This window comes from Streptomyces monticola (assembly GCF_042665355.1).
Taxonomy (GTDB): Bacteria; Actinomycetota; Actinomycetes; order Streptomycetales; family Streptomycetaceae; genus Streptomyces; species Streptomyces monticola.
Map to the genome: position 1 here is coordinate 57735 of NZ_JBHTCF010000010.1, position 20430 is coordinate 78164.

Genomic DNA, 20430 nt, shown 5'->3' on the forward strand with positions numbered 1-20430 from the left:
GCCTTCGGTCCCTTGCCGCACCCCGGTCGCGCCCTGCCCCAGAAATGCGGTCCCTGCAGGTGAGGCCGCCCTCAGGGCGACTTCAGGTCGGCTTCAGGTTGCCCGGGAAGAGTGTTCTCGTCGCAGCCGAACGGCAGCGACAGCACAGGACCGCTGGGAAGGACCCATTCATGAAGCGCAACATCGTCATCGCCACCACCGCTCTGGCCGCGGCCGCCCTCATCGGCGGCGGTACCGCGATCGCCTTCGCGACCGGCGACGACGGTGCGTCCACCGCGTCCTCGGCCGGGTCCGACAGGGCCGCCGCGAAGACGGCGAAGGGTGACGACCGGGGCGGCCGGGACGACAGGGGCGGCAGGAGCGGCACTGCCAACCAGGTCGACCGCGACGACGCGGCAGCGGCCGGCTCCGCGAAGCTGACCGCCGCCCGCGTCATCGACGCCGCGCTCAAGGCACAGCCGGGCACCGCCGTCTCCGCCGACCTGGACGACGACGGCGACGACGACGAGGAGGACGGTGCCAAGGTCGGCGCCGCGCACTGGGACGTCGAGATCCTCGGCAACGGCTCCACCTGGTACGAGGTGAAGGTCGACCCGGCCACCGGAAGGATCCTGGGCAAGGAGACCGACCGGGACGATGACGACGACGCCCGCGAGGCCCGCTCCACCCTCAAGTCCGCCTCCGTGAACGCCAAGCAGGCCGCCGAGGCCGCCGCCGCGAAGGGCGTCGTGACCTCCGTCGACCTGGACGAGGCCGACGACGACCGCCGGGACGCGCACTGGGATGTGGAGACCACCGGCGCCAAGGGCGGCGAAGGCCGCGACTGGCACGTCCACCTGAAGACGGCGAAGGTCACTCCGGACCAGGATGACCAGGACGGCCACGACGGCCAGGGCAAGGACGACGACCGGAACGACTGATCCGGCTATACCGCCGCCGCGTCCCCGGCCGGCGCCGGCCGTACGCTCCCGATGACCGGCGCCGGCCGAGCGGGCGCTACGGACGGAAAGTGCTCGACGCCTTCCGCGGCGGTGGAGGACGAAGCGAAGGTGAACGCGCGCGGCGACGGCCCGTTGGCGCGCAGGTCCGCCAGCCGGTCCAGGGCCTCGCCGACGGTCGGGATGTGACCGGCGGGGACCCACCAGAGCACGAGGTGCGCCTCGACGTGCCGCTCGAACCACTCGCGGCGCCCTCGCATCATCTCCAGATGCCCGCTGCGGTAGGTGAAGTCCCACAGCGCCTCCTGGGACTCCCACACCGACAGGTTGACGATGACGTTCTCGCCCGCCGGGCGCAGTCCGGTGGCGTCGGCCGCGCCGTCCTCCACCAGGCGCCATACAAAGCCGGGCGCGTCGTCGGCGGCTGCGTTGACCGGGTCGAGCATCTCGACGAACGGTGCGATGCGCGGGTCGTCGAGCGGGTGGAGGAGCGTGGCGACATTGAGCTCGGCGAGGTGGGCGGCAGGCGCGGATGCGGTCATGGCCTCATCCCAGCACGGCCCGCTTTTCTATGTCAATAATGATTAGTTTTAGAACTTTGCGGCACTCGCCTCCACCACTACGCAGCACTCCCCCGGCCGGGCATCCATACGGGCACGGACAGGACCGTCCGTGCCGAACAGCCCCTCCAGCAACGCGAGATTCATCCCGCAGACGAGCGGCGGGAAGCGTTCGGCGACGGCATGGAAAGGGCAGTTGCGCATACGGACGACGCGCGCGGCCGCCCCGGCCGCGCTGTCGGTGCCCTGAACTGCCTCGACGTCTTCCGCATCTCCGGCGTCTTCGAAGTGCGGTTCGTAGCCGCGGGCGGCCAGCATCTCCAGTGCCTCGTCGAGGCCGCCGCAAGGCGCCGCCGAGCCGCGCAGATCCTCGCCCCGGCGGCGTGCCGCAGCGAAGAGCCCCGCGTCAAGGCCGGCCTGCTCGGCGGCCTCGGCGAGCAGCTCGGCGGCGGTGCGGTAGTCGCGGGCGGGCAACGACACCACTCGCTCGGCCCGCACGCGCGTGTAGACCTTGGCGGGCCGGCCCGCCCCCGGGCCGGAGCGGCCCGTCAGGCGGCGGCTTCCGACGTCCAGGAGCCCGGCCTCGGCCAGCTTGTCCAGGTGGTGCGCGGCGAGGGTACGCGCCACCCCGGCCGCCTCGGCGGCCTCGTTGCGGCCGACTTCGCGGCCCTGCGCCGCCACGTACTCGTACAAGCGGCGCCGCACCGGATCCTGCAAGGCCGCGATCGCGTCGATGTCTTCCACGTCTCCCACCCCGCCAGTCTAGGAACAACACTGGTTGGAGATAGAAAGCGGGACGCGGACCGGCGTCGCAACCCGCGTCCGGACCGCACGGACCGCTCGTACCGCTCAGAGTTTCCCGCTGGACGGCGCGCGGCCGGTCGCGGCTGTCAGGAGCGCCCCGAGCGCCAGCGCGCCGCCCAGCCACATCGCCGAGGTGATGCCGATGCCGTCGGCGGCCTGACCGCCCACGAACGCGCCCAGGGCGATGGCGCCGTTGAAGACGCCGACGAACAAGGAGGAGGCGCCTTCCCGGGCTTGGGGTGACGAGGCCGCCAGGATCCAGGTCTGCGTACTCACCGAAACTCCGCCGTAGCTGAGTCCCCACACAGCCATCAGTACGCCTGCCACCGGAAGCGACCCGCCGACCGCCGGAAGCAGCAGCACCGTGGCCGCGAGGACGGCGCTGATCACCATCAGCGTCCTGCGGGGTGAGCGGCCGGCCCCCGCCCCGGAGATGAAGTTGCCCACGACTCCGGCGATTCCGTAGACCAGGAGCAGCGTGCCGATGGTGCCCGCACCGGCCCCGGAGACATCCTCCAGAACCGGCCGGACGTAGGTGTACGCGGCAAAGTGCCCGGTGACCAGGAAGGCCACCACGATCAGACCGGTGCGCATCTGGGGTTCGCCGAAGAGCCGCAGCACACCGCGCAGTGGAACGGCCTGCTCCGCGGGCAGCCCGGGCAGGAACACCGCCATCGCGACAAGGACGAGGAGAGCGAGACCCGCGGCCGCCATGAAGGCCGCACGCCATCCGGCGAGTGCGCCGACGTACGCCCCGGCCGGGATGCCGAGCACCGATGCCACGGCGACACCGCTGAAGACCACCGAGGTCGCGGGGCGCACCGACTTCGGCGGCACCAGACGCACGACGATGCCCGACGCGATGGCCCACACACCGCCCATGCCGATGCCGACCAGGACTCGCGCCACCACCATGACACCGAAGTCCGGCGCCCACGCGGCCCCGAGGTTGCCGGTCAGCAGGACAGCCATCAGGACGCACAGCACGAGGCGCCGGTCGAACCGGCCGAGGAGGGACGTCAACAGGGGCGAGGACACCGCGGCCACCAGGCCGGTGATGGCCAGAGTGAGCCCGGCGAGACCTTCGGTGACACCCAGCGACGTGCGCATCGGGGTGAGCAGCCCGACGGGCAGCAACTCGGCCGTGACCACCGTGAACGTACCGGCGGCCATGGCCACCACGCCCAGCCATTCCCGTGGTGTGGCCCGTTCCCGCTCGGCCGGTTTGTCTGTCACTTCTTCCACGTGCGTCATGGGCCAAGCCAATCGATCATGAGCCGCCGGAACAATGGCGAAGGTGTCATCCTTGTATGAGCTGGGCTCATCGATCGGAGCGATCACCGGCAGAGCGAGCCCATCGCCCCCGTCGCATCCGTCGATTCCGTCGATTCCGTCGAACCTGTCGAGAGGTATCTGTGGGCCAGCTGGAGATCCGCGAGGTGGAAGCCTTCCTCGCCGTGGCCGATGAGCTTCACTTCGGTCGGGCCGGCGAGCGCCTTTACGTATCCCAGAGCCGCGTCAGCCAGTTGCTGCGGGCGCTGGAACGCAGCGTCGGCGCCCGCCTCGTCGAGCGCACCAGCCGCCGCGTACGCCTGACGCCGCTCGGCGAAAGCCTGCTCGCGGACCTGCGGCCGGCGTACGACGCTCTGCAGGCGGCCGTCGACGACGCCCGCGCCACCGCCCGTGGCATCGGCGGCGTCCTCCGCATCGGCTTCCAGGGCACCATCAGCGATCAAGTCATGGACGCCATCCGCCTGTTCCACGACAAGTGTCCCGACTGCACCACGGAGATCGTGGAGATCCCCTTCTCGGACCCCTTCGGTCCGCTCCGGCGCCACGAGGTGGACATCGCGGCCGTGCTCCTGCCCGTCGAGGAGGACGACCTCGTGCTCGGGCAGGTCTTCTCCAAGCAGCCGCAGACGCTCGCGGTGGCAGCCGGCCACCCCTTCGCGCGGCGCGACACCCTGGCCGCAGAGGATCTGGCCGGATACCCGCTGATCAGCGTCCAGGGCTCCGCGCCGGAATACTGGCGCCTCGCGCAAGCCCCGCACAGCACCCCCGGCGGCCTCGCCGTCCCGCCCGGACCCACGGTGAGGACCCTGCAAGAGGGGCTGGCCCTGGTGGCGGCCGACCGGGGGGCGATGCTCATGTGCCGCCCGAGCGCCGAGTACTACCGCCACCGCGGCGTCGCGTTCATCCCCGTCGCCGGACTCGAGGATTCCTTCCTCGGGCTCGTATGGCACCGCGACCGCGAGACGGCCCGAACGCGCGCTTTCTCCCAGGCACTTGCCGGCTGCGGCGAGGGGCTCGGCGCGGGACTCTGAGCAGGCGCCGTTCCGGGGACACCCCGAACAATTACAATACAGAGCAGAGCTGTATTGTAATAACCATGAAGGTGGGAGACAGCAGCAGTGGACACGCTCAGAACGGACCCGCGCGCGCCCCGGGACGACCACGAAGCGCCGCGGCCGACGAGGCGGTCCTCGGCGCAGCGCTCGACCTGCTGATCGAGCGGGGCGCGGGGCGGGTCAGCGTCGAGCAGGTCGCGCGCCGGGCCGAGGTCACCCGGGCCACCGTCTACCGGCGCTTTCCGACCCTCACCGAACTGCTTGTGCGGGCGATCGAATGGGAGTACCGGGACACCGCAGCGGGCGCGTTCGACTGGCCGGACACCGACGCGATGATCACGGCGTGGGCAGAGCAGCTCAGCAGCCTTCGCGCGCGCAGTCTCGTCCGCCGCCTCTATGCCACGGTCGACGACCTGCCCGAACTCCTCGCCGCCTACCAGCGAGCTCACGGAGCCCACCGGGGCGAGGCGGTGCGCGCCACGCTTGAACGGGCCCGCGCCGCCGGGCAGTTCCCGCCGGACAGCGACCTCGAGGTGCTGCAGCACATCCTCAGCGGCGCGGCGCTCCAGCATCTCGCGGCCCACCCCGGCGCCGTCGGCACGGCCGACCTCAAGACCTACTTGCTCGCCGTCCTGCGCCAGGCCGGATACCGGCCGTCCCGCTCCAGGGCGGCGCGCCGAGGACGGGACGAAGGACAGGACAGGAGGACGCGATGACTCCGGAGGGCAACGACAGCGCGCGCAGCGCCGGTTGGCTCGGGCGGGATGTCCGCCGCGCCCGCAAGCAGGGCGAAACCGCGCTCGCGCGCCGACGACGGGACCGCCTCGCCGCCATGGTCACGCACGCCCGTGCCACATCTCCGTACTACCGCGAGCTCTACGCCGGTCTGCCCGAGCGCATCGAAGACGCCTCGCTGCTGCCCGTCACCGACAAGAACCGGCTCATGGAACGGTTCGACGACTGGGTGAGCGACAGCCGGGCCGGCCTCGACCAGGTGCGGGCGCTCGCCGACGACCCCGGCCGGATCGGGGAACGCTTCCTCGGGTCCTACATGGTGGCCACCACCTCGGGCACCAGCGGACGGCGCGGCCTGTTCCTGCTCGACGACGGATACCTGAACGTGGCAGCCGCCCTCAACACCCGCGCGCTCACGGAGTATCTGGGCCCCACCGGCCTCGCCAGGGCCACGATGCGCGGCTGGCGCTACGCCCAACTCGTCGCCACCGGCGGGCACTACGCCAGCTTCTCGTCGTACTCACGCCTCATGCGCGAGGGCGGATGGCGCGCCAAGGTGCTGCGCGCCTTCTCGGTGCACACGCCCTTGCCCCAGCTCGTCGACCGTCTCAACTCCTACCGTCCCGCCGTCGTCATCGGCTACGCCAGCACCGTCATGCTCCTCGCCGCCGAGCAGGAAGCCGGCCGCCTGCGCATCGATCCGGTCCTGATCCAGCCCGCGGGCGAGACCATGACACAGGCCGACACCGACCGCATCGCCCGCGCCTTCGGCAGCACGGTGCGTACGTTCTACGGCGCGACGGAGTGCGTCCACCTCAGCCACGGCTGCTCCGAAGGCTGGTACCACGTCAACAGCGACTGGGCCGTGGTCGAACCGGTCGACGCCGACTACCGTCCGACACCGCCCGGCGAGTACTCGCACACCGTCCTGGTCAGCAATCTCGCCAACCGGGTGCAGCCGTTTCTGCGCTACGACCTCGGCGACAGTGTCATGCTGCGCCCCGACCCCTGCCCGTGCGGCAGTCCGCTGCCCGCACTGCGCGTCCAGGGCCGCGCCGGAGACGCCCTCACCTTCCCCACCGCGCACGGCGCACCGGTCCGTCTCAGTCCCCTGGCGGTGAGCACGCTGTTCGACCGCACGCGCGGAGTCGAGTTGTTCCAGGTCGAGCAGGCCGGCCCCAAGGCACTACGCGTGCGTCTGCGCGTCGCCGCCGAGGCCGACCAGGACCGCGTCTGGCAGGACGTCCAGCAGGAGTTGAGCCGACTGCTCGCGGACAACGCGCTCGACGACGTCACCGTCGAACGCTCCGACCAGGCACCGCAGCAGTCGCCCGGCGGCAAGTACCGCACGGTCATCCCGTACGCACCCTGACCACGCCGCCCAGGGGCAGCCGAACTCGTGACCTGAGGTTTTCTGTTGCTCACGCCTCTCCGGCCGTCGGAGAGGGGGCCGCCGACGAGGGCAGGGTCCAGGCGAAGACCGCGCTGAGGGCGATGGCCGAGACGGCCATCAGCAGGCCCGCGCGGACGTCGAACGACGCCGTGACCAGGCCGGCGGCCATGGCTCCGGCGGGTGCCCCCACACCGGAAGAGAGCATGCGCCGCGTGGTGTTGACGCGGCCCTGCAGGGGGCCGGGGGTGACGGTCTGGGCGTAGGTCACGGTGTTGACGATGACCATCAAGTACACGGTTCCCCAGGCCGCGATCGTCGGCAGGGCGAGTCGCCAGTCGGAGGCCAGAGCGGTCAGCAGGCCGAGGGCCGTGCTGGCCGGCAGCGCCACACGCATGATCTGGACGGCCCCGGCCCTTCGGAGCAGACGCGGAAGGGCGAGCGACCCCAACACGCCACCGACACTCCATGCCGTGAACATGAGCCCGATGCGGGGGTCGGACTCCTTGATCCCGAGGCAGCGGTCGGCGAAGATCACGAGTTGTCCGATGAAGGCGCCGCCCGCGAACGACTGCAGGCATCCGGAGACGGTCATGGCCTTCAACTCGGGCTGACCCCACAGGAATCTGAGTCCCTCTCTGATCGACTCAAGAAATCCAGGTCGTTCGACTGCGGCCGACGCGGAGTCGCCGGGCATGTTCGTCAGCGCCCGGATGAGCAACGCCGAAGCCAGAAAAGTGGCCGCGTCCAGGGCAAGCACTCCGGTGGGACGAAGGGCCGCAACCAGGAGACCCGCCATGGCGGTTCCCACGATGCGGACAGTGGTCTCCGCGCCCCAGATCGCGCTGTTGGCCTCGGGGATCTGGGCCTTGCCCACCACCGTCGGCACCACCCCGTATCCAGCCGCATCGAAAAATACGTACAGACTTGAGGACAGGAAAGCGGCAATGACGATATGAGCGGCGCTCAGCGAAGAGAAGGCCGCTGCCAGCGGGATACTCGCCAGGCAAAGGGCGTTCAAAATATCGGCAGCCACCATGAGGCGGCGACGGTTCATCCGGTCGGCAAGCGCCCCGGCCAGAAGACCGAAGAAGACGTAGGGCATCGCCTCGCCGGCCGCGACCAGGGAAACGAGTAGCGGAGACCCGGTTTCCCTGTAGACCAGGATCGGCATGGCCACGTAGGAGACGGCAGATCCTGCGCCGGACAGGACTCTGGAAAGCCAGAACAGGCGGAAATCCCTGTTACGGAAGAGGCGTTGTGGCTGCGCGTCCTCGTCCCGGTCGCTGATGTCCGGCGGTGGTTGTGTCATGAGAGTTTTTAGTCATGCCTGTGGCCGTCTTGTCAACGCCTCCGGCCGCCCGTCCGGCATCGCCCTCTCCCGCCGCCCGGATCGTCGCCATGCCGTTACGGCACCACGGCCACCCCTGGTCAACGGGCCCACTCGCCGGCGAGACCGCACCGTGCCGACCGGGTCGTGACCAGGTGGGAGGCGGTTGAGGCTTCTGTGGGTTGATCCAAACCACCGCGGAAGTTGTTGTATGTGACATGGACCACACCTCCCTTGTGGTGGGTCCGGAGGTCTGGTGGCATCGCTCCCGCCAGACAGGATCGATACTTCGCCACGGGGAGTGCCAGTGCAATCAGAGGCAATGCGGGGAATTGCAGAAGAGGTCCGGGTCGAGAACTCCATCGACCGTTACTATCCCTACATTGCGCCGGCCGCGAAGATGCTCCTCGACGAGGATGCGGCCCACCCTGGTGAGTTCAGTCCAGGCCCTCAACTCCCGGCCATGACCCCGGAGTTCCGCCAGTTCTTTTCCACGTCCCGCCTCGCTTATGCGCCGTTGGGCGACTATGCAGGGAAGCGTCTTTCCTTTCTGAACCTGGCGCAGAATCCGGGTACTCGCACAACGAAGACCTTTGCCTCGCTGGTGGTGGTCGCCCGCGCTGTGCGATTTATTCAGGAGACGGGTCAGCGGGTCATGATTCTGACCCCGTCATCGGCCAACAAGGCCACCGCAATGCGCGATGCGGTGCTGAATGCCATACGCCTGAACTTGGTCACGCCCGACCAACTCAGCGTCTCCGTCGTCGTTCCGGAAGGCTCGACGCCCAAGCTGTGGGAATCCGACCTCAGCCGTGACCTGGAGCTGAAGGATCGCAACCCGGTGTCGGTGTACCCGGGAGCCGAACCAGCCCACGTAAAGGCACTGGCCCGCCATGTGGTCGAGGAGCACGCGGCAGCCTTGAAGGATTCCACCGGCGTGAACCTCTGGTACACGCTCGGCCTGAACAACTACATGGCCGCCGACGTGGTGCGTGCCTTCGCCGAGGCGGATCTCTTTCCCTCCGCCGCGCCTCGTCTGCACGTCCATGCGGTGTCCAGCGCCTACGGACTGCTCGGTCACGCGCAAGGTCACGCCCTGCTGGACGAGTCCGTGCGCGATTCGATGGCACATCCCCGCTATTTCCTGGTCCAGCACCTCGGCGCACCGGACATGGTGCTCAGCCTCTACCACGATTCCACGAGCGCGGATCTGGTGCCCTCGTACGGCTACAACGAATCGACGGGGCTCTACGAGCAGCAGGCGGATCCCAGGTTCCCGTACACGACGATGAACCCCGGCGAAACGCTCGACACCACCTTCTACACTCGAAACCCGCCGACGTCGCCCCGGATGAACAAGCTGATCCAGACGCACGGCGGTGGCGGCATCGTCGTCTCCCTCCATGAGTGTCTGACGAGGTATCCGCAGGTCAGGGCCCTGCTGCGACCGGCGGGCGTGGAGCTGCCCGCCGACCCTCGGGATCTTCGCGAATGGTCCCTGATCATGGCGATGACCGGGATCCTCAACGCTGTCGACCGTGGTCTCGTCCCGGAGGAGGACATCCTCGTGCACGGGTCGGGCTGCTACAGCAAGCACGACTACACCCCCCTGCCCCCGGCCGCCCTGCACCGAGTTGAGACCGGAGAAATGCTCAAGGACGTGGTCTTCAAGGCCGCGCAAGCATGAGGACCGGCTCAGTTACCCGGTGACGGGCGCCCTCACGCCGTGAGTGGCCCCCATACACACGTGGCTGACGTACTCAACCGTGTCCGAAGCCCTCACGCCGGAGTGACGCACGCGCTCACACGCCACGCCGGCTCCTGGAAGGCCCGCCATGAACATCCCCTCGTCGTCGGCAGCACCTCAACCCGCCACAGCAGCCTCCGTTCTGGGCGGGGGCTGGGTCACATTGCCGCACTTCGCGCTCCGCATGTCCGGATTTCCCTTCGAGCTGATGCAACTGCTCGTATCGGACGACGCGACCGGGGCGGCACAACGGCTCGTCAGGGCGCGTCGCGCCGTTGAGCGAGCTGTGGCCGCGTCGCACTCGGCCGACCTGCTCGCGACCGCGCGCAGCCGTGCGGACGGCGCGGCCCTGCGCGCGGTGCGCAAGCGCAAGTTGCCTCCTCCGCAGATCCGGTCCGAGGTTGGTTCCGAGGAAATCCGGGCCATGCTGGAGGAGTTCGCCGGGCTGCTCGACGAAGAGGCGCACGCCAACGAGCGGTTCCTGGAGCTGTTTCCGCTGGAGGAGCTCGCGACGTCCGACCGGGTGCTGACGCTCTTCCAGGAGAGCGCGCAGCTGAGAGACGCCCTGCTGGTCTCCAACGAGAGTTCAGAGCCGGTACTCGCGAACTGGATCGCCAAGACCCGTGAACCCGGGTGGCGTTGGCACAAGGACGACCGCCCCAGGATCGACACGCTCGTCCGGCATCTCCAGCGGGCCTGCGCGAAGAACGACACCACCGGCCATCTGGGCCCCTTCACACTGGGCGTCTTCGCCCCCGGAAGCCGTGGCATGTCCGCGGAGTCCGTGCCGCTGCGACGCCACCCCCTGCTCTCGCGCTGGGCGGGGGAGGCCATCGCGGCGGCCATGCGAGAGGACCCGGAGGTGCTCAGGCAGTGCCGCCCGCGCCGGGCGCCAGGCGCGGCCGTGTCCGGCGACACCCTGACGGTGTTCTCGATCGATTACACGGCGAAGGTCCAGGACGTCGGGGAGGCCACCCGCATCCGTCCGCCGGTACCTCTTGACGCCCTCGACCTCTCCGTCTTCGCTCAGTGCGACGGCGACCGGACGACCGCCCAAGTGGCACGGGAAATCGACCCCAGGTACCGGCCGGGCGATCCGCTGCCCCAGGCCGTGCTCGACTCGTTCGCGCGACTGGAACAGCTGGGAGCCGTCCTCGTGGGACCCGAGCTCCCCTACGGTGTGCCCGACCCGCTGCCCGAACTCGGCGCGTACGAAGGCGATCCGGAGGCGGTCGCCTGGCGCGGCATGCTGCGTCAGGCAGCCCGGCACCTGGGCGACTTCGGCGCGGTGGAGAGCGGCACCGTCGAGCGGCGCGCCGCGCTCGATGCCCTGAAGTCCGACTTCGAGACCTACACGGGCGTTCCGGCGGAACGAGGGCGGGGCACGTTCTACGGCGATCGCAGTGTGCTGCACGAAGACTGCTCGGGACGGTACGCCGACCTGTCCATAGGACATCCTGTGACGGAGTTCCTCGCCGACGAACTCCCGGTCGCCTACGACCTGGCCATGGCGGCACCACGGCTGCGGATCGCCGCCGAGTCCGAGTTGCTCGGCGACTGGTTCGCGACACGGTTCCGGGGGCGCTCGGAGGTCACCCTCTACGACTTCCTCGACGGATTCGTGGCGGACTCCGAGGAGCTTGCCGCGCCGTACGCGAAGATCGACGACGAGGAGACGGACTTCCTCGACCGGGTGGAGAGCGCCTGTCTCTCCGGGGGCACGTACGGGGATGCGGAAGTGACCGTGAGCCCCGACGTGGTGCGCGAGCTTGTGGCCGCGACCGGTGCCAGCCAACCGGTGCTCTGCAATCCGGACTTGATGATCGCGGCCGAGTCGCCCGCCCATCTCGCCACCGGCGACTTCTATGCGGTGATCAGTGAATTGCACGCCAACGAGGAGTCCCTGAGCCACGGCTTGTTCGGCCCGACCCTCGATGAGCGATATCCCGATTTCGCGTACTCGGTTCTCGACGGGTACCGGCAGCTACTTGCGGCGGACGAGGACATCGCCTGCGTCACCCTCGCTCACCGCAACAAGTCCTATATCCGCGTGCCGTTGGACACCGTCGAGATCGAGGCGAGCGGGCGCTCCCCCCGCCCTCGTGAACAGGTCTTCGGCCTGGCCGACCTTCGGGTCACAAGGGTCGAGGGGACCTTGCGACTGCGCCGCCCGGGCAGCGAGCGCTTCCTGCGTATGGCCGCGCTGCCCTACGCCTGGCTGGGGGTGCGGCACAACCCGTTCGTCCCCTTCGGCTTCGCCCGGTGCCAGGGCGGCAAGCTCCTCGCAGGCCGGCACCATGCGCACATGCCCCGGATCCGGATGGGCCCGGTGGTGCTCCAGCGGCAGTCCTGGAGGGTCGCCGCCCCGGATCTCTCCGCACGGCACCGACGGGATGCCTTCTTGAAGGTGCAGGAGCTGCGGCAGGAAGTCGGCCTGACCCGCCATGTCTACGCCAAGATCCCCGGGGAGACGAAGCCCGTGTACTGCGATCTGGACAGCCCGCTGCTGGTGCGGCAACTCACCCGTCTGGCAGGACAGGCGACCGGACCGGTCGAACTGTCGGAGATGCTGCCCGGTCCTGAACACCTGTGGGTGTCCGACCAGGACGGCCACTACACATCCGAGCTGCGTTTCGCCGCATTCTCGGTTCCGGCACCCCACTGACCTACCCATGACCGAGGACAGAACGCCATGTCAGCAGTGACTCCACCCCCGCGCGCTGCGCTGCACCGCAGGCTGCGCATGCACACCGGATACCGCTGGCGCAACAGCGGCCACCCCGTCCTGACCCGGTTGCGTACCGCGCTGGACACCCGCGACGGTGCCGTGTTTCCGGCCGTCAGCTCGTCCTTGGGGAACCTGTCCGTCTCGTACTCGGGTCTGCCCGAAGGGCTCGCCTACACCCTCGAATTCACCGAGCTGCGCCGAGAATCGGGGAACGGGCAAGCGGCACGACGTACGGAGTCCGAGATCTCGGGCAAGGCACTCGGCGACCCTGACCGGCTGCCGGATTCCGACATCACCATTGTCGGCACCAGTGCGGCCAGGGCGCGGCAGTTGCCGACCGACGCCTCGCTGATCGTGCCCATGCGCGTCCACTTCGTCATCGACACCGGCGACGGCGGTTCCGACGCCGTACGACGCAAGATCTCCAAGCGTGAACGCGAGCAGTTCAGACGGGCTGCGCGGCAGCATGAGTGGACGTGGGCCGTCGAACACGATCCGGCCTGGTTCGACGTGTTCTACGAGCGGCTCTACCGCCCCACAATGCGCGCACGCCACGGCGCGCGGGAGCGCACCGAGACCAAGGACGTCTCCTACGAGTGTCTGTTCCGCGAAGGCCGCATGTTCAGCCTTTCGCAGAACGGCGAGCGCGTCGGGGGAGCTCTCTGCCACTGGGACGCCGCCTCCCGCACCCTGACCCTCCGGCTGCTCGGGGTGGTCGACGGTGCGAAGGAGCACTACGACAGCGGGGCCTTCAAGGCCATCTACCACTTCCTCATCGGATGGTCGGCCGACAACGGCGTCCTTGCTCTCGACTTCCAGGGCACGGAACCCTTCCTGAGCAAGGGCACTTACCAGTGGAAGCGCCGGTTCGGGACTCGGGTGGTTCTTCCGCCAAACCATTTCGGGAACAAACGGCTGTGGTTCCAGGTGCGCAACGACACACCCGAGGTGCGGGACTTCCTCGTGGCCAATCCACTCCTGGCGGAAGGGGCGGACGGCGCTCTGGAAGCCGTCTACTTCTACGACGCCGACCGAGCGGCCCGTATCGACTACTCGGCGAAATCCCCTGGTGTGGAACGGGCCCGGCACATCGACCTGGACACATTCCTCGCCAACGTTCCCAAGGGCCTTGCCAGGAGGGCACACTCATGACGACACAGCCGACACAGTGGTACGGATCCGAGCCGATTCCACTCGGTTCACGGCAGCCCGCTCCCACTCTGATCGACGGGCTCACCCAGGCGATGGACGACATCGCCTTCCCGATGTCCCCTGCCTCCCTGCGCCCCGTGGTTCTCCCGAGAGAGTCCTACCAGGAGATGTTCACAGCGGCGGCCGCGCTTCTCCGCCTGCTGCGCCGGACGCTGTTGGAGGCCGCGCCCACGGCAGCCGGCCGGATCGCCGCGCTCGGCGCCGACGAAGAGATGTATCCGCTCTTCATCGATGGCGCCGTCGAAGAGGACTTCGCCACCTGTATCGCCCGCCCCGATGTCATGGTCGACGCCACGGGGCCCAAGTTCGTCGAGTTCAATATCGGCGCCGGGATCGGTGGTGTGGTCGACACCTCGCTGAACTCCGCAGCGTGGATCGAGGCGTATGGCGGCCGTGAGCTGGCACCGTTCACCGGTCCCGACCCGCTCGCCGTACGCGACCAGATATTTGTCAGGGCCGTCCGGGAGCTCGGTGTCAGGCCCGGCGTGGCCATCGTCGGCACAGCCCGGGACCTGAACGGCAGCAGGACGACGCGCTATTACGACGTTCAGGTCGACTCGCTCAGGAGCCAGGGGCTGAAGGCGGAGTTCTTCGAGCCCGAGGATCTCCTCGCCGGACTTGGCCTGCCGGGCCGCCCTCGCTACGACATCGGCCTGCGGCATTTCACCATTCCCGAGTGGCGCGGACACGCGATCGACCTCACTCCGGTCCGCACGGCTCTGGACGCGGGATGCACCCTGATCGCGACACAGACCGCGTATCTCATCTCCAACAAGAAGGTCCTCGGCTGGGTCTCCGAGGGGCAGCCCTGGATGTCGGCCCGCGACCGCGAGACAGTCGAGCGCTACCTTCCGTGGACGCGTGTGGTGAGCGATCGGAGCACACACTGGCGGGGCTCCAGGCGCTCCCTTCCCGAACTGCTCCTCGACAGCCCCGAGGAGTTCGTCCTCAAGCCCGCCATCGGCATGAAGGCGCAGGACGTTCTCGTCGGTCGCCACTGCGACCGCGAACTGTGGAACAGCACGGTGAGCCGGGCCATGGAGCGCGAGGACCACATCGTCCAGGAATACGTGCGTCCCGCTCCATACCCCATGGAGTTCGCGGAAGCCGAGGGGACGGGCAGTTACGAAGCCGAGGTCTTCCCGGTGTTCAGCCCTTACGTATTCGACGACCGACCTGGCGGTTGCATGGTCCGTTATCTGCCGCCCGGCCGGCACGGGGTCGTCAGCATTCACGGGCACGGCGCGTTGCCGACCGTAGCCCTCGCCCGGCGCTGAACCGCGCGCAGGGCGCCTGGCCGTCGGCCGCTCAGAACCTCCGTACCGAAGGAATTCGTGATGTACCGAATCACCCTCACCCCCGAAGAAGCCGCAGAATGCCGTGCGTTGGCCGCGGAGCTGGCTCAGGAGCACGCCTCGGTTGAATCCCAGAAGTTCTTGGACAACGCCGCCGTGTACGCACAGGAACTTCCCCGAGGGCTCCGTACCGGACTCAACGAGTTCCGCCTGAAGGAACCGGAGGTGGTGTGTGTGGTCAGCGGGTTCCGGGTCGACGACAACACCATCGGGGCCACACCGGAACACTGGAAGAACCGGTCGGCCCAGTCGCCCACCCTCGAAGAGGAACTGTTCTTCCTGCTCTGCGGCCAGCTTCTCGGCGACCCCATCGCGTGGGCGACGCAGCAGGAAGGCCGCATCATGCACGATGTCATGCCGATCAAGGGCCATGAGATAGGGCAGTTGGGCACCGGCAGCAGCACCCCGCTGGAGTGGCACACCGAGGACGCCTTCCATCCCTACCGTGCCGACTACGTCGGTTTGATGTGCCTGCGTAATCCCGACGCCGCCGAGACCACCTATGTCGGAATAGCAGATCTGGACCTGGACGAGCAGACCAGGGAGACCCTGAGTGGCGCGTTCTTCCCGCTGATTCCCGACGACGCACACCGGCCGGAGAACCGGGGTGAGCCAGGGGCCGACGCCCCCGTGGCGGAACTGCAGGAACGCAGCTACGCGCGGATCCGGCGCATGCTCGACGAGCCGGAGCCGGTACCGATTCTCTTCGGCGACTCCGCCGACCCCTATCTGCGTGTCCACCCCTACTACATGGCGCCGATCCAGAACGAGGCGGCACGTACTGCCATGACGGTCTTCTCCGAGAAGGTCGAGACGCGTATGCGTAACGCCGTGCTCCAGCCGGGCCAGGTCATCTTCATCGACAACTTCAAGGCGATCCACGGGCGGCGCCCGTTCCAGGCGCGTTACGACGGGAAGGACCGCTGGCTCAAGCGCATCAATGTCACGAGGGATCTCCGTAAGTCGCGTGACGCGCGTACGGCCGCCCACGAGCGCGTCATCTACTGACGGCCGGGTTCGCACTCGGCCACTTCCCTCTACCTGGAGAAAGAATGCCCAGCTATTTGAAGGCGTCGTACGGTTCGGTCTCGGTTTCCTACACGGAGGACCTGGACGGCGGCGGAAACACTTTCGGCCGGACCTACGAGGCGTTCGTCAGACAGCACTTCGGAAGTGTCGAGAGCGTCTTCGAGTGGTGTGCCGGGCCCGGTTTCATCGGCTTCTCGCTCCTGGCGTCCGGTCTTTGCAAGACCCTCGACCTCGGTGACGTGAATCCCGACGCCGAGCGTGCGGTCGAGGCGACCGTGCGGGAGAACGGCCTGGACGGACAGGTACGGTTCCACCTCTCCGATGGCTTCACCCAGATCGCCTCCGATCTCCGGTGGGACCTGATGGTCGGCAACCCGCCGCATGTCAACCAGGCCGCTCCGGCCTCGGAGTACCAGCACAATCACTCGGCGCTGATCTGGAAGGACACGGACTGGTCCATCCACCGGGACTTCTACGCCGCTGCCCCGCGTTTCCTGCATCCCGGAGGATCGGTGATCATCCAGGAGAACTACCGCTTCTCACAGCCGTCGGACTTCACGGACATGATCGAGGGCGCCGGTCTGGAGACCGTCGGCACCTTCGGCTGCGGGCCCGGATTCGAGGACTACTACTTCCTGTGGTCGCGCCTGCCGGAGATGCATTCCCGGGCGGAGAACCCGTCCCGATGAGTACCGCCGACGCGTTTCTCGACCAGTACCTGCGCACCCACCGGTTCCAGATCGGTGTGCCCACGTCGTTCACGGTGTCGCCAGACGGGCAGCGCATCCTGTTCCTGCGCTCGCAGAGCGGGACCGAACCCACCTCGTGTCTCTGGCAGTTCACCTTCGACACAGGCGAAGAAGTGCTGGTGGCAGACCCCGCGCAGGCTTCCGCAGCCACGGGGGACGGTGCCGGGGCCGCGTCCGAAGCCGACGCATGGATGCGGGAGCGAACCCGCGAACGCTCCCGGGGGATCACCGGCTACGCGACCGACGCGGCCGTGTCGATGGCGGTGTTCACGGTCAACGGCCGGATCGGCACCAGCCAGTTGGAGAGTGGAACGACCCGCTTCCTCGACGGTCTCCCGCCGGCTTTCGACCCGCGCCTGTCCCCCGACGGCAGGCACATCGCGTACGTGCACGCGGGCGAGTTGCGCCGTGTCGCCGCCGACGGCTCCGGCGACCGGCTCGTGGCCGCGCCGGATGGCGAACATGTGACGTACGGCCTTGCGGAGCATGTGGCCGCCGAGTCGATGGGACGCCTGCGCGGCTTCTGGTGGTCTCCGGACAGCGAGAAGCTGCTGGTCGCGCGCGTGGATACGGCCAGGGTCCAACGCTGGTACATCAACGATCCCGCCCAGCCGGCCGTGCCGCCCCGGGAGATCTCCTACCCCGCGGCGGGGACCGAGAACGCCGATGTCTCCCTGTGGATCTTCGGCCCGCGCGGGAAACCTGTTCCCGTCACCTGGGACCGCGGGGCGTTCGAGTACGTCGTGGAGGTGAACTGGGACCGGGACGAAGAACCCCTCGTGGTCGTCCAGGACCGCGGCCAGCGCCGCATGCGCGTCCTGCGGGTCGCGACGGACACGGGCCTGACGCGGGTCGTGCATGAGGAGACGGACGCTGCCTGGGTCTCCGTTGTACCCGGCGTTCCGGCCATCACCGCATCGGGCGGCCTGGTGTGGGCGGCCGACCGCGAGGGCACCCGCCGTCTGCTGGTCGACGGCTCGCCGGTCACCCCGCCGGGGCTCCAGGTCCGGGAAGTCGTCGGCACGGACGGGGACACTGTCCACTTCCGTGCCTCGCGGGAGCCGACGCGTACGCACCTGTGGAGCTGGTCGCCCGCCGAGGGACTCGTGCAGGAGACCCGGCTCCCGGGCGTGTGGAACGGGCGGGCTGGTGGCGGGACGGTTGTGTCGTACGGTCGTACGCCGGACCGCGCCGGCTGGTCGGTGGCGGCACACCGGCGCACCGGCGCAGTCTGCACCCTTCGCAGTCTGGCCGAGCAGCCGATGCTCACCCCCAACGTCCGGCACTTGACCGTGGGGCCACGTGAGTTGCGGGTCGCCGTCGTCCTGCCGTCCGGGGCGGACCCGGCGCGCCCCCTGCCCGTGCTGATGGATCCCTACGCCGGGCCGTACCTACAGCGCGTCACCGCGGAACAGGACGGATACCTGCTGCCCCAGTGGCTCGCCGAACAGGGATTCGCCGTCGTCATCGTCGATGGCCGGGGCACTCCGGGCCGCGGCCCGGAGTGGGAGAGGACCATCCACGGGGACATCGCCACCCCGGTCCTCCAGGACCAGGTCGACGGCCTGCACGGGGCCGCCGACGCCCTCAAGTGCCTCGATCTCGGCAGGGTGGGCATCGGCGGCTGGTCCTACGGCGGCTTCCTGGCCGCGTTGGCCGTGCTCCGCAGGCCCGATGTCTTCCATGCCGCGGTGGCTGGTGCTCCGGTCACCGATCAGACCCTCTATGACACCCACTGGCGCGAGCGGCACCTGGGCCACCCGGAGCGTGAACCCGGCAACTACGCACGGTCGTCACTGCTCGAAGATGCGCCCGACTTGGTCAGGCCGCTCATGCTCATCCACGGAACGGCGGACGACAACGTGGTGAGCGCCCATACGTTCCGGCTGTCCGAAGCGCTGCTCCGGGCGGGCCGTCCGCACACCGTCCTGCCGATTCCAGGCAGCGCACACATGGTCGCCGACATCGATATCCAACGGAGCATTCTCAAGATCCAGGTGCGCTTCCTGCAGGACGCCCTCGCCGGAGACCCCGTCACCGTTACTTAGAATCGGCGCCAGGCACTCTCCGGCTTCGGGCAGCACCTGCGTCCGCGCCGCTACCAGGCACGCCGCGGCGCCCGCCGGGGAAGCCGGTGTCGAAGGGGTCCGGCACGGATCCGGACCCCTTCGCCGTCAGCCGAACTGGCCGGGCTGGTAGTCACCGGCGGGCATCTGGAGCATGACGTTGCCGCGGTTGAAGGCGTTGATCACGGTGATGACACCCACCAGGGCCCCGAGTTGGTCCTCGTCGTAGTGCTTGGCGGCGTTCGCCCAGACTGCGTCCGGGACGCCGCCTGCCGCGTCGGCGATACGGGTGGCTTCCTCCGTCAACTCCAGGGCCGCACGCTCCGCGTCGGTGAAGACCGTGGCCTCCCGCCAGGCCGCCACGAGGTTGAGGCGCTCCGCGGATTCCCCGGCGTGCACGGCGTCCTTGAAGTGCATGTCGGTGCAGAAACCACAGCCGTTGATCTGGCTGGCGCGGAGCTTCACCAGTTCCTGTGTCGAGACGGGCAGAGTCGACTCCTCGAGCACCTTGCCTGCCGCGATGATGTGCTTGAAGACCTTGCCGAGGACCGGGTTGGTGAAGGGGTTCAGGCGTGCTTCCATGATGCGCTCCCATGTCGTCGTCTTGCGCCTACACACCTATGACGGACCGGCCCGGCCGGTTGTGACATGGCCTCCTGTGACCTGCGTCTCCCTCCGCTGCGGGCGGCCGCCGCAGGCCGCACGTGCCGCAGCCGCAGTGGCTCAGCAACGCGATTACCTGGGCGCCCCGGCACAGACTCCGGGAAGCGCACCTGGACGAGGTCGACGGAATCCCACCCGGAGCAATCCGCCCGCGTGACCGCTGCGAACCTTTCGCGACCGACAACCCATCAGGGACAACAGGGAGTCAGCCATGCAGCGGAAAACGACTACTACCACCACACGGGGCCGCAGGCGGGCCCAAAGGCTCGCCGTCGCTGTCGCCGCCACCGGTGTTCTCGTGGGCGGCGGGGTCCTCTCGGCGGGTTCGGCCGGCGCCGCCACCTTCTGTGGCGAGACACCGGCCGGCGGCTACGCGTGCATCATCGGACAGGAGGACGGATCGTTCAACTACTACAACAGCGACGGGGAGATCGTCTACAACTGGTGACGCTGCACCACGCCGTCTGACGGGCCCGCAAAGCCCCTGGTAGATGGGTTTTCGACCAAGAGAACCTCCGCTACCGGGGGCTTCGTGTGCTCGTCTGCCGTCCGGCGCCTCCGCCCCCGTCTCCGCCCCGGCCCCCGTCTCCTCCCCCGCCTCCGCCCCGGCCCCCGTCTGCGGAGGCGACCGGTCCGGTCGCATTACCTCTCTCAACTCCCTTGCATCACCGGTCACTTCAGCGTCCACAACGGTCAGTTCTGGTTGTTTGTGATCTCGGAGGGAGAACGGGGGCCCGTTTGTCGTCGGGTGGGTAAGGCGCGCTGCGCTTCCTATC

General features: G+C 68.7%; 17 protein-coding genes. 12 read left to right on the top strand and 5 right to left on the bottom strand.

What is annotated here, in order from left to right:
- Nucleotides 1-170 precede the first annotated feature (170 nt).
- Nucleotides 171-920 (top strand): PepSY domain-containing protein, encoded by a 750-nt coding sequence (locus ACFQVC_RS22875; RefSeq protein WP_381833321.1) that lies wholly within the window; start codon nt 171-173, stop codon nt 918-920.
- Between the two features lie 5 nt (nt 921-925).
- Here the strand turns inward: ACFQVC_RS22875 and ACFQVC_RS22880 are convergent, their stop codons facing one another.
- The 3 genes from ACFQVC_RS22880 to ACFQVC_RS22890 all read right to left on the bottom strand — a co-directional run bounded on the left by ACFQVC_RS22880 (nt 926) and on the right by ACFQVC_RS22890 (nt 3556).
- Nucleotides 926-1480, bottom strand: coding sequence for a DUF3291 domain-containing protein (locus ACFQVC_RS22880; RefSeq protein WP_381833324.1), 555 nt, complete (start codon nt 1478-1480; stop codon nt 926-928).
- A 48-nt stretch (nt 1481-1528) separates the two neighbouring features.
- Nucleotides 1529-2242: a helix-turn-helix transcriptional regulator gene (locus ACFQVC_RS22885; RefSeq protein ID WP_381833922.1), complete on the bottom strand. Its 714-nt coding sequence runs from the start codon at nt 2240-2242 to the stop codon at nt 1529-1531.
- A 105-nt stretch (nt 2243-2347) separates the two neighbouring features.
- On the bottom strand, nt 2348-3556 hold the full coding sequence (locus ACFQVC_RS22890; RefSeq protein ID WP_381833327.1) for an MFS transporter: 1209 nt from the start codon (nt 3554-3556) through the stop codon (nt 2348-2350).
- A gap of 161 nt (nt 3557-3717) precedes the next feature.
- Here ACFQVC_RS22890 and ACFQVC_RS22895 point away from each other — a divergent pair, with 161 nt between their 5' ends.
- The 3 genes from ACFQVC_RS22895 (at nt 3718) to ACFQVC_RS22905 (ending at nt 6757) form a co-directional block, all read left to right on the top strand.
- Nucleotides 3718-4626, top strand: a complete 909-nt coding sequence (locus ACFQVC_RS22895; protein ID WP_381833330.1) for a LysR family transcriptional regulator — start codon at nt 3718-3720, stop codon at nt 4624-4626.
- A 65-nt stretch (nt 4627-4691) separates the two neighbouring features.
- Nucleotides 4692-5366: a TetR/AcrR family transcriptional regulator gene (locus tag ACFQVC_RS22900; protein WP_381833333.1), complete on the top strand. Its 675-nt coding sequence runs from the start codon at nt 4692-4694 to the stop codon at nt 5364-5366.
- Nucleotides 5363-6757: a phenylacetate--CoA ligase family protein gene (locus ACFQVC_RS22905; protein ID WP_381833336.1), complete on the top strand. Its 1395-nt coding sequence runs from the start codon at nt 5363-5365 to the stop codon at nt 6755-6757. Before ACFQVC_RS22900 ends, ACFQVC_RS22905 begins: the two co-directional genes overlap by 4 nt.
- A 49-nt stretch (nt 6758-6806) precedes the next feature.
- Here ACFQVC_RS22905 and ACFQVC_RS22910 read toward each other — a convergent pair whose 3' ends face one another.
- On the bottom strand, nt 6807-8087 hold the full coding sequence (locus ACFQVC_RS22910) for an MFS transporter (protein WP_381833339.1): 1281 nt from the start codon (nt 8085-8087) through the stop codon (nt 6807-6809).
- A 340-nt stretch (nt 8088-8427) separates the two neighbouring features.
- On the opposite strand from ACFQVC_RS22910, the gene ACFQVC_RS22915 reads away from it, so the two are divergent.
- The 7 genes from ACFQVC_RS22915 (at nt 8428) to ACFQVC_RS22945 (ending at nt 18973) form a co-directional block, all read left to right on the top strand.
- Complete coding sequence (locus ACFQVC_RS22915) at nt 8428-9792, top strand: DUF6002 family protein (RefSeq protein WP_381833342.1); 1365 nt, start codon at nt 8428-8430, stop codon at nt 9790-9792.
- A gap of 244 nt (nt 9793-10036) precedes the next feature.
- On the top strand, nt 10037-12517 hold the full coding sequence (locus ACFQVC_RS22920) for a lantibiotic dehydratase (RefSeq protein WP_381833345.1): 2481 nt from the start codon (nt 10037-10039) through the stop codon (nt 12515-12517).
- Between the two features lie 27 nt (nt 12518-12544).
- The gene (locus tag ACFQVC_RS22925; protein ID WP_381833348.1) at nt 12545-13732 is read left to right on the top strand and encodes a hypothetical protein; all 1188 of its coding nucleotides are present in this window, start codon (nt 12545-12547) and stop codon (nt 13730-13732) included.
- The gene (locus ACFQVC_RS22930; RefSeq protein WP_381833351.1) at nt 13729-15069 is read left to right on the top strand and encodes a hypothetical protein; all 1341 of its coding nucleotides are present in this window, start codon (nt 13729-13731) and stop codon (nt 15067-15069) included. Before ACFQVC_RS22925 ends, ACFQVC_RS22930 begins: the two co-directional genes overlap by 4 nt.
- Before the next feature lie 60 nt (nt 15070-15129).
- Complete coding sequence (gene gntD / locus ACFQVC_RS22935) at nt 15130-16155, top strand: guanitoxin biosynthesis L-enduracididine beta-hydroxylase GntD (protein ID WP_381833354.1); 1026 nt, start codon at nt 15130-15132, stop codon at nt 16153-16155.
- Between the two features lie 44 nt (nt 16156-16199).
- Complete coding sequence (locus ACFQVC_RS22940) at nt 16200-16865, top strand: methyltransferase (protein ID WP_381833357.1); 666 nt, start codon at nt 16200-16202, stop codon at nt 16863-16865.
- Complete coding sequence (locus tag ACFQVC_RS22945) at nt 16862-18973, top strand: S9 family peptidase (RefSeq protein WP_381833360.1); 2112 nt, start codon at nt 16862-16864, stop codon at nt 18971-18973. The genes ACFQVC_RS22940 and ACFQVC_RS22945 overlap by 4 nt, the downstream gene beginning before the upstream one ends.
- A gap of 126 nt (nt 18974-19099) precedes the next feature.
- Here ACFQVC_RS22945 and ACFQVC_RS22950 read toward each other — a convergent pair whose 3' ends face one another.
- Nucleotides 19100-19573 carry a carboxymuconolactone decarboxylase family protein gene (locus ACFQVC_RS22950; protein WP_381833363.1) on the bottom strand — a complete coding sequence of 158 codons (474 nt, stop codon included), beginning with the start codon at nt 19571-19573 and terminating at the stop codon, nt 19100-19102.
- 292 nt (nt 19574-19865) lie between these two features.
- Between ACFQVC_RS22950 and ACFQVC_RS22955 the strand changes: the two genes are divergently transcribed.
- Nucleotides 19866-20102 carry a hypothetical protein gene (locus ACFQVC_RS22955; RefSeq protein ID WP_381833366.1) on the top strand — a complete coding sequence of 79 codons (237 nt, stop codon included), beginning with the start codon at nt 19866-19868 and terminating at the stop codon, nt 20100-20102.
- Nucleotides 20103-20430 lie beyond the last annotated feature (328 nt).